At 74.2% G+C, this 12,328-nt stretch carries 8 protein-coding genes; 4 read left to right on the top strand and 4 right to left on the bottom strand.

All coding sequences use genetic code 11. The features are described 5' to 3' along the window. The first annotated feature begins 481 nt into the window (after positions 1 to 481). Positions 482 to 1,855 (top strand): MFS transporter, encoded by a 1,374-nt coding sequence (locus J1G43_RS03545; protein ID WP_207339561.1) that lies wholly within the window; start codon positions 482 to 484, stop codon positions 1,853 to 1,855. Positions 1,856 to 1,890: 35 nt separating this feature from the next. On the opposite strand, the gene J1G43_RS03540 is transcribed toward J1G43_RS03545, so the two are convergent. From J1G43_RS03540 to J1G43_RS03530, 3 genes are all read right to left on the bottom strand, one after another. Continuing rightward, complete coding sequence (locus J1G43_RS03540; protein ID WP_207339562.1) at positions 1,891 to 3,174, bottom strand: MFS transporter; 1,284 nt, start codon at positions 3,172 to 3,174, stop codon at positions 1,891 to 1,893. Between the two features lie 65 nt (positions 3,175 to 3,239). Next, positions 3,240 to 3,749: a gluconokinase gene (locus J1G43_RS03535; protein ID WP_249670645.1), complete on the bottom strand. Its 510-nt coding sequence runs from the start codon at positions 3,747 to 3,749 to the stop codon at positions 3,240 to 3,242. 131 nt (positions 3,750 to 3,880) lie between these two features. After that, entirely contained in the window at positions 3,881 to 4,228 is a 348-nt protein-coding gene (locus tag J1G43_RS03530; RefSeq protein ID WP_207339563.1) for a YtxH domain-containing protein, read from the bottom strand. 262 nt (positions 4,229 to 4,490) lie between these two features. On the opposite strand from J1G43_RS03530, the gene J1G43_RS03525 reads away from it, so the two are divergent. Together J1G43_RS03525 and J1G43_RS03520 are read left to right on the top strand one after the other, a co-directional pair. Then, a complete protein-coding gene (locus J1G43_RS03525) occupies positions 4,491 to 5,879 on the top strand; it encodes an APC family permease (RefSeq protein WP_207339564.1) in 1,389 nt (462 codons plus the stop codon). Positions 5,880 to 5,908: 29 nt separating this feature from the next. Then, positions 5,909 to 7,657, top strand: coding sequence for a sodium:proton antiporter (locus J1G43_RS03520; RefSeq protein ID WP_207339565.1), 1,749 nt, complete (start codon positions 5,909 to 5,911; stop codon positions 7,655 to 7,657). Between the two features lie 5 nt (positions 7,658 to 7,662). On the opposite strand, the gene J1G43_RS03515 is transcribed toward J1G43_RS03520, so the two are convergent. Then, entirely contained in the window at positions 7,663 to 10,026 is a 2,364-nt protein-coding gene (locus tag J1G43_RS03515; RefSeq protein WP_207377976.1) for an excinuclease ABC subunit UvrA, read from the bottom strand. Positions 10,027 to 10,155: 129 nt separating this feature from the next. Between J1G43_RS03515 and J1G43_RS03510 the strand changes: the two genes are divergently transcribed. Further along, positions 10,156 to 12,285 carry a SpoIIE family protein phosphatase gene (locus tag J1G43_RS03510; protein WP_207377975.1) on the top strand — a complete coding sequence of 710 codons (2,130 nt, stop codon included), beginning with the start codon at positions 10,156 to 10,158 and terminating at the stop codon, positions 12,283 to 12,285. The last annotated feature ends 43 nt before the right edge of the window (positions 12,286 to 12,328 follow it).

The raw sequence follows: 12,328 nt of genomic DNA, 5'->3' as shown, positions 1-12,328 counted from the left end.
GCGCGGGGACGGTCGCGAGCCGTCCTCGTCGTGCGCCGGTGCTGAGCGCCGCCGGTCTGCGGCGCGTCGTCGGTGGCTCAACTGTGCAGGTCGGCCGGGTGAAAGGAAAGACGCTTCGGATGAACAGGATTGAAACGACTCATCGGACATTCGTCCAGGTCGGCCGTGACAAATCGGGTCAACGCCCAGGTCAGCCTACGGAGGCGGAGCCGCAGGTCAGGGCGTCGCACCGACGGCGGATGTGACGAGCGTCTCACTCGTCCGGCGCAATACGCACCCCTCCTGCGCGCCCCATTTCCACGGTATTGATCGCAATGGCGACGACGTTCCCGTCGCATCACCTCTTGCGCCGTTTCGAGACGCCTCGTCCACCACGGGGACGCGCCCACGGGGCCGGGCGCACCGCCGGCGGGCACCTCGTCCCCGGGCGCAGGTCGCACCGCGGTCGGACCGTGTCGGCCGCGGGTGCGACAGTGGGGTCATGCTCCAGACCTACCGGGACGTCCTCGCGCGCCCCGGCGCGTTCGCGTTCTCGGCCACCGGCATCGTCGCGCGCCTGCCCATGTCCATGGTCGGCATCGGCATCGTCCTCATGGTGTCCGCGCTGTACGGCTCCTACGGGCTGGCCGGGCGCGTCTCCGCAGCCGTCGTCATCGCGCAGGCGGTCGGCGGGCCGCAGCTGGCCCGGCTCGTCGACCGGCACGGTCAGGCCCGGGTCATGCGGCCGGCCATCCTGGTGTCGGCGACCAGCATCGTGGCGCTCGTCGTCGCCGCGTCGATGCGCGCGCCGTCGGTCTGGCTGTACGTCACGGCCGTGCTCGCCGGTGCCACCATCGGGTCGTTCGGCTCGCTGGTCCGCGCCCGCTGGAACCACCTGCTCGGCGACGACCCCCGCCGCGTGCACACCGCGTACTCGCTGGAGTCGGCGCTCGACGAGCTCGTCTTCGTCATCGGCCCCGTCGCCGCGACGGCCCTGGCCACCAGCGTCTCCCCCGTCGCGGGTCTCGTGGTGCCGGTCGTCGCGATGGTCGTCGGAGGCCTGGCGTTCCTGTCCCTGCGCGACACCGAGCCGCCCACCGCCCCCGCCCACGAGCCGCGGGTGCGCGGCAGCGTGCTGCAGCGCCCCGGCGTGGTCGTCATCGTGCTCGTGTTCGTCGCGATCGGGGCGATCTTCGGGGCCACCGACGTGGCCACGGTCGCGTTCGCCGAGGAGTCGGGTCGCAAGAGCCTCGCGGGCGTGATCCTCGCCGTGTTCGCGCTCGGTTCGCTCATCTCCGGGCTGCTGTACGGCGCGCGCCACTGGGTCTCCCCGCTGTACCGCAGGTTCGCCATCGGGGTCGTCGCGCTCGCCGTGGGCGTGTGCGCGTTCTTCCTCGCCGAGTCGCTGTGGGTGCTCGCCGCGGTCATGTTCGTCACCGGGTTCGCCATCGCCCCGTCGATCATCAACGGCAACGCGCTGGTCGCGGCGCTCGTCCCTCCGGGCCGGCTCACCGAGGGCCTGACCTGGGTCGGCACCGGCCTGAGCATCGGCGTGTCGGTGGGGTCGTCCGTCGCGGGCAGCCGCATCGACGCCGGCGGGTCGCACGCCGGGTTCATGGTCGTCGTGGTGTCCGGCGCCGCGGCGCTGGTCGCCACGCTCGTCGCACTGCCGTCGCTGCGCCGGCACGCGGCCCGTACGCGGCAGCATGACGCCGACCCGGCGGACGCCGCGCACGCCCGGCAGCCGGCCGCAGCCGAGAACGAGCCGGCCAGCGCGACCGCCGGCGCGACCATCGCGGCCTGCGACCTCGCCGCCGAGCACCGGGAGGACGCCGAGCACGACCGCGGCGCCGGCGACGGGCGCGCACCGGCCTGAGGGCGGCCCGACCCCGGCCGGGGTGGCAGCAGGCGTCAGGGCGTCGGGTGGCGGGCGTCGTAGTCCCAGAACGTGCGCTGCGCGCGCACCAGCACCCACAGCAGCACCACGCACGCCACGCCGCCGATCACGGGCGCCCACGCCTCACCCACCCGGGTCGACAGCGCACCCAGGGCGAGCTCGCCCAGGCGCGGGCCGCCCGCCACGACGACCACGAACACGCCCTGCAGACGACCGCGCATGTGGTCCGGCGTCGCGGTCTGCAGGATCGTCTGCCGGAACACCGACGACACGGCGTCGGACGCCCCCGCCAGCGCCAGCGTCACCACGGCCAGCGCCAGCGCGACGGGCAGCACGCCCTCGGGTGACGTCGGCCCGGCCGCGACGAGCACCAGGCCGAACGCGACGATCGACAGACCCCAGGCCGTGATGGCCGCCGCGATGATGCGGCCCTGCCACCGCACGCGCGCCAGCCCTCCGGAGAAGAGCCCGGCGAGGATCCCGCCGGCGGCGATCGCCGCCGTGAGCACGCCCGTGGTCGTCTCGCCCCCGCCCAGGTAGAGCACGCCGACCGCGGGGAACAGCACCCGGGGCATCGCCGTGACCATCGCGACGACGTCCACCAGGAACGTCATGCGGACGTTCGGCTGCGTGCCGAGGTACCGCAGGCCGTCGACGACCGAGCCGAGACCGAGCCGTGCACGACGCTCCGCCGACGGCTCCGGAGGCACCGGCGGCAGCCGCAGCAGCGCGGTCAGCGCGAACGTGAAGAGCACGGCGTCCACCGCGTACGCCCACACGTACCCGATGCCCGCCACCAGCACCGCCCCGGTCAGCGGCCCCAGCGTGAGGGCGACGTTCCACCCCATCGTCTGCAGGGCGTTGGCGGCGGGCATCAGCCGGGGCTCCAGGAGCCGCGGGATGATCGCCGAGCGCGCCGGCGAGTTCACCGCGCCCGCGGCCGACTGCACGGCGACCAGCCCGTACAGCAGCCCGACGTGCTCGTTGCCGAGCGCCGCCTGCGCGACGAGCACCAGCACCGCCGCCCACGACACGAGCGACGCGACCACCGCGACCGTGCGTCTGTCGTAGTGGTCGACCAGGGCGCCGCCGTACAGCCCGAAGACGACGAGCGGCACCAGCGCGCAGATGCCGAGCACGCCGACCGCGAGCGTCGAGCCGGTGAGCGCGTACACCTGGAGCCCGACGGCCACGACGGTGAGCTGGGAGCCGAGGTTCGCCACCGACAGCCCGAGCCAGAGACGCCGGAACGCGGGGCTCGTCCGGACCGGGGTCAGGTCGACGAGCAGCGAACGCACCGCAGCACCCTACGTGCCGCACGCGGGGCCGCCGACGCGGCGGACCGCTCCCCCGCCGTCGGGGGTCAGGCGTGGGGCGTGAGGGCCCTGAGGGCGGCGTCGACGACGTCCGCCGGCGGGCCGGTGACCGGCAGGATCACGCCGTCCTCGTCCGGCTGCAGCGGCTCGAGCGTGGCGAGCTGCGACTCCAGCAGGCTCGGAGGCATCCAGTGCCCGGTGCGGTGCACGATGCGGTCGCGCAGCACACCGGCCGGGACGTCGAGCAGCACGAAGCGCACGTCACCCTGCGCCTCGCGCAGCAGGTCGCGGTACACGCGCCGCAGGGCCGAGCACGCGACGACGGTCGACGTCCCGGCCTCCGTGCGCTCGGTCATCGTGTCGCGCACGATGCGCAGCCAGGGCCACCGGTCGTCGTCGTCCAGCGGCTCACCCGCGCTCATCTTGGCGACGTTGGCCGCCGGGTGCAGCGCGTCGCCCTCGAGGAACGGCCGTCCCAGACGGTCGGCCAGCGCCTGGCCCACCGTCGACTTGCCCGTGCCGGAGACCCCCATGACCACCAGATGCTCGACTCCCACGCCCCCACCCTGCCACTCCTCGGCGGGGACGCGGGTCACCGTCCGACGCCTCGCGGGGCGCACCGCTCGGGTGCGCCCCGCGTGCCCGGCGTCGGGCACCGGCCCGGACGCCGGGGACGTGGCGCCCGGGATCAGTGGCGCGGGCCGTCCGGGTTGGCGTCGTCGGCGTCGACCAGCGGACCGTCCGACGGCTCCCACGTGCTGGTGTCGTCGGTCGACGTCGTGTCGTCGGTCGACGTCGTGTCGTCCTTCTCGCTGCCGGAGAACGCGCCCTTGGCCTTGTCCTTCAGCGCGCCGCCCTGCGTCTTGGCGAACTCCGTGGCGGCATGCTCCGCGTCCTGCACGTAGCCCTGCACGCGGGGGTCGTTCCAGGTGTCCGACGCCCAGCCCTTGATCTTCTCGAACTGCTGGCGACCCGCCCGGGTCCCCAGCAGGTAGCCGACCCCGGCGCCGACGACGAACGTGAGCTTGCCCTTCATGGGTGTCCTCCTTCGCGCCGGCCGCGACGGACCGGCGGTCGTGTGGTCGTGTGGTCGTGCGAGGGCGTGCGTGGCGGACGGTGCGACCCGCGGCGAGCGGCGCGCACCGGGCCACGTCGCCGGAGTCACCGAGCGTAGGTGCGGGGCGCCGCGGCCGCGCGTCGAACGGGCACGCCCGCCGCCTCGACGAGCGGGCGCGCACCCGCGGCGCGACACTGGCGGCAGTCCCGGCCGGCCGGCCGGCGGACCCCCGGAGGTCGCCATGGTCGCCACCTCGTCCGGCACGACGTCCACGCCGACGCTCAAGCGCAGCGTCGGGCGGCGGATGCTGCTGGTCTTCATCGTCGGGGACATCCTCGGCGCCGGCATCTACGCCCTCACGGGCAAGGTCGCGGCCGAGGTGGGCGGGGCGATCTGGATCCCGTTCCTGCTCGCGTTCGGCCTGGCCGCGCTGACCGCCACGGCGTACGCCGAGCTGGTCACCCGGTACCCGCGCGCGGCGGGCGCGGCCGTGTACGCGCAGCGCGCGTTCGGGCGGCCGTTCGTGACGTTCCTCGTGGCGTTCGCCGTGCTCATGAGCGGGATCACGAGCGCGAGCGCGGCGGCGCGGGCGTTCGGCGGGGACTACCTGGCCGAGCTCGTCACGGTCCCCACGCTCGTCGCCGCGTGGGCGTTCGTGCTGCTCGTCGCGGTGGTCAACGCCGTCGGCGTCTCGGAGTCGGTGCGGGTCAACCTCGTGCTCACGGCCGTCGAGGTCACCGGGCTGCTGGTGATCCTGGTGATCGGGGCGCGCGCGTTCCTCGCGGGCGAGGGCGACCCGGGCCGGGCCATGACGCTGAGCGCCGACGGGCCGGTGTGGATGGCGGTGCTCGGCGGCACGGCGCTCGCGTTCTACGCGCTGCTCGGGTTCGAGGACTCGGTCAACCTGGCGGAGGAGTGCCGCCACCCGCGCAGCGACTTCCCGCGCGCCCTGTTCGGCGGCATCGCCATCGCGGGCGTCGTCTACCTCTCGGTCGCGTTCACCACCTCGATGCTCGTGGACACCGCGACGCTCGCGGAGTCCACCGGCCCGCTGCTGGAGGTGGTCCGGGTCGCCGGGCTCGTGTTCCCGCCGTGGCTGTTCGCGATCATCGCGCTCGTCGCGGTGTCGAACACGGCGCTCATCAACATGATCATGGCGTCGCGGGTGGTCTACGGGATGTCGCGCGAGGGCATCGTGCCCCGCTGGCTGGGCCTGGTGGACCGGCGCCGGCAGACCCCGTGGGTGGCGATCGCGTTCACCACCGTGATCGCGCTGACGCTCGTCAGCACGGGCGACCTGTCCGGCCTGGCGGACACGACGGTGCTGCTCCTGCTGCTCGTCTTCGCCGTGGTCAACGTCTCGGTGCTGGTGCTCCGCCGGCGGCCCGACGACCGCGACGGCGCGGTCGACGGCGACGCGCCCCGCGGCTTCCGTGCCCCCACGTGGGCGCCGGCGCTCGGGGCGGTCGTGTCGCTCGTCCTCGCCTCCCCGCTCACCGGCCGGTCGGCCGACGTCTACGCACGGGCCGGCCTGCTGCTGGGCATCGGGGTCGTGCTCTACGTGCTCAACCGCGTGCTGGGCGGTACCCACCGCCCCGCACCCGAGAGGGCGGAGCCGGCTGCGAGCTGAGTCCCGACCCCGTCGACCCGAGGTGATGCGTGGACCTGCTCGCCGCCCTCGTCCTGGCCGTCCTCGTCATCGTCACGATCACGACGGTCGCACCCCGCGCCGGGGTCGCCGCCCCGCTGCTGCTCGTGCTCGTCGGCGCGGGCGTGAGCTTCCTGCCGTTCGTGCCGGAGATCGAGGTGCAGCCCGAGTGGATCCTCGGGATCGTGCTGCCGCCGCTGCTGTACTCGTCGGCCACGACCCTGCCGACGATGGACTTCCGGCGCGACCTGCGCACGATCTCCGCGCTCTCGGTCGTGCTCGTGGTGGTGTCCGCGGTGGTCGTCGGGTTCGTCCTGTCGGCGGTGGTGCCGGACGTCGACCTGGCCACGGGCATCGCGCTGGGCGCCGTGGTCAGCCCGACCGACGCCGTGGCCACCTCGATCGTCCGCAGGGCCGGTGTCTCGCCGCGCGTCGTCACCGTCCTCGAGGGCGAGTCCATGCTCAACGACGCGACCGCCCTGGTGCTCCTGCGCTCGGCGATCGTCGCCGCGGCCGGCACCGTCTCGCTGCTGGAGGTGGCGGGCGACTTCGTGGTCGCGGTCGTCGTCGCCGTGGTCATCGGCTACGTGGTCGGCCGGCTGCACGTGTGGGCGCGCGGGCACATCACGCTCACGACGTCGAACGTCGCGATCTCGTTCGTCGTCCCGTTCGTCGCGTACCTGCCCACCGAGCGCCTGGGTGCGTCCGGGCTGGTCGCGGCCGTGGTCGCGGGCCTGGTGACGGGCCACGCCGCACCGGGGGCGCTGCGGGCGCGCGACCGCGTCACCGAGATCGCGGTGTGGCGGACGCTGGAGCTGCTGCTCGAGGGGTCCGTGTTCCTGCTCATGGGCCTCGAGGTGTTCGGCCTCGTGGAGGACGTCCTCGACGTGCACGGCAGCCTGGGGGTGGCGCTCGGGCTGGGCGCGCTCACCGGCACGCTCGTGCTCGCCGTGCGGTCCGTCTTCGTCGCCTGGTCGGTGTGGGAGCTCGCGCGGCGCACCGACCGGACCCCGCCCGTGCGCGACTGGCTCACGCACGCCCAGGCGCGGCTCGACGACGGCGAGCTGCCACAGCCGCCCGCCGGACGCGGCCGCGCCAGACGCCGGGCACGGCGGGGTGCGGCCGCGGCGCGGGACGGTGGGGCCGAGGCCGTCGGGCGCCGGGTGCAGCGCAAGATCGCCGACATCGACTACCTGGTCGCCGAGCGCTTCGGGCCGCGCGAGGGTGTGGTGCTCGTGTGGGCGGGCCTGCGCGGCGCCGTCACCCTGGCGGCCGCCCAGTCGCTGCCGTCGGGCACGCCGCAGCGGTCGTTGCTCGTCCTCGTCGCGTTCGTCGTGGCCGCCGGGACCCTCCTGATCCAGGGGTCGACGCTGCCCTGGGTGCTGCGACGGCTCGGGATGGCGGGGCGGGAGCAGCGCGACGAGGCGGCCCTGGCCGCGCTGCGGGACGACCTGCGGCGGGCCGCGCTGCGCCGGCTGGACGACCCCGACCTCACCCAGCCGGACGGCACGCCGTACCCCGCGCCGGTCGTGGAGCGCACCCGGCACCGGTTCGCCGTGCTGGACGCGCAGGTCACGGCCGACGACGAGCAGCGCGAGCTGGACCGCGCGGCCGGGCAGCGCCTGCTCATCGCGCTGCTGACCGCCCAGCGCGCGGAGCTGCTGCACGTGCGCGACCTGGGCACGTACCCGTCGGCGGTGCTGACCCAGGCGCTGGCGGAGCTGGACGCGCTGCAGATCGGCGTCGAGCTGCGGTCGTGACGGCGTCAGGCCCCGACGTACGCCGCCAGGTGCTGCCCCGTGAGCGTCGAGCGGTCCGCGACGAGGTCGGCCGGCGTGCCCTCGAGCACCACCCGTCCGCCGTCGTGCCCCGCGCCCGGCCCGAGGTCGATGATCCAGTCCGCGTGGGCCATCACGGCCTGGTGGTGCTCGATGACGACCACGGACTTGCCCGCGTCGACCAGCCGGTCCAGCAGGCCGAGCAGGTTCTCGACGTCGGCCAGGTGCAGGCCGGTCGTGGGCTCGTCGAGGACGAGCACCCCGCCCTTGTCGCCCAGGTGCGTGGCGAGCTTGAGACGTTGGCGCTCGCCGCCGGACAGCGTCGTCAGCGGCTGCCCCAGGGTCACGTACCCGAGGCCCACGTCGACGAGCCGCTGCAGGACGGCGTGCGCGGCGGGGATGCGCGCCTCCCCCGCGGCGAAGAACTGCTCGGCCTGCGTGGCGGGCATCGCGAGCACCTCGCTGATGTCCTTCCCGCCGAGCGTGTACTCGAGCACCTCGGCCTGGAACCGCTTGCCCTCGCAGACCTCGCACGTCGTGGCGACGCCCGCCATCATCCCCAGGTCGGTGTAGACGACGCCGGCGCCGTTGCAGACAGGGCACGCACCCTCGGAGTTGGCGCTGAACAGCGCGGGCTTGACCCCGTTGGCCTTGGCGAACGCCTTGCGGATCGGCTCGAGCAGCCCCGTGTAGGTCGCGGGGTTGGACCGGCGCGAGCCCTTGATGGCGCCCTGGTCGACCGTCACGACACCGTCGAGCGGGGCCAGCGAGCCGTGGACCAGCGAGCTCTTGCCGGACCCGGCGACGCCCGTGACGACGACCAGCACGCCGAGGGGCACGTCGACGTCGACGTCCCGGAGGTTGTGCGTGGCCGCGCCACGGATCTCGATCGCGCCGGTCGGTGTGCGGACCTCGGGCTTGAGCGACGCGCGGTCGTCGAGGTGGCGCCCGGTGAGCGTGCCGCTGGCCCGTAGGCCCTCGACGCTCCCCTCGAACACCACCTGGCCGCCGGCCGTCCCGGCCCCGGGGCCGAGGTCGACGACGTGGTCGGCGATCGCGATGGCCTCGGGCTTGTGCTCGACGACGAGCACCGTGTTGCCCTTGTCCCGCAGCCGCAGCAGCAGGTCGTTCATGCGCGCGATGTCGTGCGGGTGCAGCCCGACCGTCGGCTCGTCGAAGACGTAGGTGACGTCGGTCAGCGAGGACCCGAGGTGCCGGATCATCTTGGTGCGCTGCGCCTCGCCGCCCGAGAGCGTGCCCGACGGCCGGTCCAGCGACAGGTAGCCGAGCCCGATCTCGACGAACGAGTCGAGCGTCTCACGCAGCGCCGTGAGCAGGGGCGCGACGGACGGCTCGTCCAGGGCACGCACCCAGTCGGCCAGGTCGGTGATCTGCATCGCGCACGCGTCGGCGATGTTGAGCCCGCCGATCCGCGACGCCCGCGCCCCCTCGTTGAGGCGCGTGCCGTCGCACTCGGGGCACGTCTGGAACGTGATGGCGCGCTCGACGAACGCGCGGATGTGCGGCTGCATCGCGTCGACGTCCTTGGAGAGGAACGACTTCTGGATCTTGGGGATCAGGCCCTCGTAGGTGACGTTGATCCCCTCGACCTTGATCCTCATCGGCTCCTGGTAGAGCAGGCCGTGCAGCTGCTTCTCGGTGAACTCGCGGATCGGGCGGTCCGGCGGAAAGAGCCCGCTCGCGCGGAAGATGCGGCCGTACCAGCCGTCCATCGTGTAGCCGGGGACGGTGAGCGCGCCCTCCTCGAGCGACTTGCCGTCGTCGTAGAGCGCGGTGAGGTCGAAGTCGGTGACCCTGCCCATGCCCTCGCAGCGCGCGCACATGCCGCCGATCTGCTCGAACGACACCTTCTGCGCGCGCTTGTGCCCCTGGTCCACCGCGATCGCGCCGCTGGCCCGCACGGTCGGCACGTTGAACGAGTACGCCTGCGGCGAGCCGATGTGCGGCTCCCCCAGCCGGCTGAACAGGATGCGCAGCATCGCGTTGGCGTCGGTGGCCGTGCCGACCGTGGAGCGCGAGTTGGCACCCATCCGCTCCTGGTCGACGATGATCGCGGTGGTCAGCCCCTCGAGGACGTCGACCTCCGGTCGCGCGAGCGTCGGCATGAAGCCCTGCACGAACGCGCTGTAGGTCTCGTTGATGAGGCGCTGGGACTCCGCGGCGATCGTGCCGAACACCAGCGAGCTCTTGCCGGAGCCCGAGACGCCCGTGAACACCGTCAGCCGCCGCTTGGGCAGCTCGATGCTCACGTCCTGGAGGTTGTTCACGCGTGCCCCGTGGACGCGGATGCGGTCGTGGGTGTCGGCGCGGGCGGGCACGGGCGTGGCCATCGGTCCTCCTGGCGCGAGCGGGGTCCTCAGACTAGGGCGCGGTGCCGACACGGGTGCAGCCTCGCCTCGCCGCGGCGCGACGCGCATGGCACGCTCCGGGGACGGATGGGCCAGGGGTGAGGAGCGCACGTGCACGGATCGACGGACGGGACGGACCTACGTCCGGGCGCCGACGCGCAGGCCGAGCGCCTCTCGCTGCTCGACTCGGCCGCGCAGGCGACGCGTCTCTCGCTGCTCGACTCCGCCGCGCAGGCCGCGGGCCTGGGGACGTTCGAGTGGGACCTGGCGACGGGTGCGCTGCACTGGGACCCCACGCTGCTGGAGGTCTTCGGGTACGACGCCGGGACGTTCAGCGGCCTGATCGAGGCGTTCGACGCCCGGCTGCACCCGGCCGACGCGAGAGGCGTCGCGGCCGCGATCGACAGCGCCATCGCGGGGTGCGGCGTGTACGAGGCCGAGTTCCGCGTGGTGCGTCCCGACGGGACCGTGCGCTGGCTGAGCGCCCGGGGCCGGGCGCTGGCCGGCCCGTCGGGTCGCGCCGAGCGCCTCATCGGCGTCGCGACGGACACGACCGCGCTGCGCGAGCGCGACCTGCAGGTGCAGCAGATCCTCGAGGACATGTCGACCGGCTACTTCTGGCTCGACGAGCGGTGGCGGTTCGGGTACGTCAACGCCGAGGCCGAGCTCATCCTGGAGCGGACGCGGGCCGACCTCCTGGGCGGGGTGATCTGGGACCTCTTCCCCGCGGCGCGGGGCACCGCCTTCGAGGAGCACTACCGCGCCGCACCGCGCACGGGCGAGCCGCAGGTGTTCGACGCGTACTACCCGGCACCCCTCGACGCCTGGTACGAGATCCGTGCCACCCCCGAGCGCGGCGGTGTCGCCGTGTACTTCACGGACGTGACGGAGCGCCGCCAGGCGCTGGAGCTCGCCGAGCAGGGCCGCGCGCGCTCGGACATGCTCGCCCGGGTCGCCGGGGTGCTCGCGGACGCGGTCGACCCGGTCCGCGCCCTGGACGCCGTGCTCCCCCACCTGGTGCCGGACGTCGCCGACTTCGCCATCGCGAGCCTGCTGGACGACGGCGCGGGGCCCTGGCGAGGCCGCCTGCGCGACGTCGCGGCGCTGCACGCCGACCCCACCCTGCAGCCGCTGCTCGACGAGTACCGGTCGCTGCGCGTCCCGGCGCTGTCGAGCACCTCCCTGGTGGCCGAGGCGCTGACGACCTCGCGGCCCGTGATGCGCTTCGGCGCGCCGTCGCTCGAGGACATCGTGGCGGCGGGCCCCGTGCGGGACCTGCTGCTGCGGCTGGCACCCGAGACGCTCATGGTCCTGCCGCTGCGGGGGCGAGGCCGCACCCGGGGCATCGTGACGCTCGCGCGGCGCGCCGCCCGGGACGGGTTCACGGCGACGGACGTCACGGCCCTGCGGGACGTGACCGCGCAGATGGGCCTCGCGCTGGACAACGCGCACCTGCACGCCGCGCGGCGGGACCTCACGGAGGAGCTGCAGCGCAGCCTGCTCACCGCCCTGCCGGAGGTGGGGGGCCTGCAGCTCGCCGCACGGTACGTCCCGGCGTCGACGGGCGCGCAGATCGGCGGGGACTGGTACGACGCGTTCGTGCTGCGCGACGGGTGCACCTGCCTGGTGATCGGTGACGTCACCGGCCACGACCTGCAGGCGGCGGTGCGGATGGCGCAGATCCGCAACGTGCTGCGCGGCGGTGCGCACGCGGTCGTCCAGCCGCCGGCCGCGATCCTGTCCGCGCTCGACTGGGCGGTGCAGGACCTGCAGATCGACGCCCTGAGCACCGCGGTCCTGGCGCGTGTCGAGCAGCCGCCCGACGCGGTGCGACGGGGTGTGCGTGTCCTGCGCTGGTCGAACGCGGGCCACCTGCCGCCGCTGCTGCTGCACCCGGACGGCCGCGGTGAGCTGCTGTCGCGCCGCAGCGACCTGCTGATCGGCCTGCAACGGCACACCGTGCGGCGGGACCACACGCAGGAGCTCGCGCCCGGTGCGACCGTGCTGCTGTACACCGACGGGCTCGTCGAGCGCCGCGGGGAGCGGCTGGAGGCCGGGCTGGAGCGGCTCCGCGCGTGCGCCGAGGGCGTGGCGCACCTGGACCTGGAGGACGTCTGCGACGCCCTCGTCGAGGCGATGGCGCCCGCCGGGGACGACGACGTGGCGATGCTGGCGCTGCGGGTGCAGCCGGACGAGGCGGTGGCGCGCGGGCGGGCGGACCCGCTAGAGGTTGACGGTTGAACTAGTTCGCTCTAGCATCAGTTGTCACCACAACTAATGCTCG

This window comes from Cellulomonas sp. zg-ZUI22 (assembly GCF_017353535.1).
GTDB classification, from domain to species: domain Bacteria; phylum Actinomycetota; class Actinomycetes; order Actinomycetales; family Cellulomonadaceae; genus Cellulomonas; species Cellulomonas wangleii.
This window is presented reverse-complemented; position numbering and strand designations above follow the sequence as displayed.

What these genes read in the sequence shown, in the direction of transcription:
- J1G43_RS03515 (WP_207377976.1), bottom strand. Translation starts at nt 10,026, where the DNA reads ATGGCCACGCCCGTGCCCGCCCGCGCCGACACCCACGACCGCATCCGC.
- J1G43_RS03525 (WP_207339564.1), top strand. Translation starts at nt 4,491, where the DNA reads ATGGTCGCCACCTCGTCCGGCACGACGTCCACGCCGACGCTCAAGCGC.
- J1G43_RS03530 (WP_207339563.1), bottom strand. Translation starts at nt 4,228, where the DNA reads ATGAAGGGCAAGCTCACGTTCGTCGTCGGCGCCGGGGTCGGCTACCTG.
- J1G43_RS03545 (WP_207339561.1), top strand. Translation starts at nt 482, where the DNA reads ATGCTCCAGACCTACCGGGACGTCCTCGCGCGCCCCGGCGCGTTCGCG.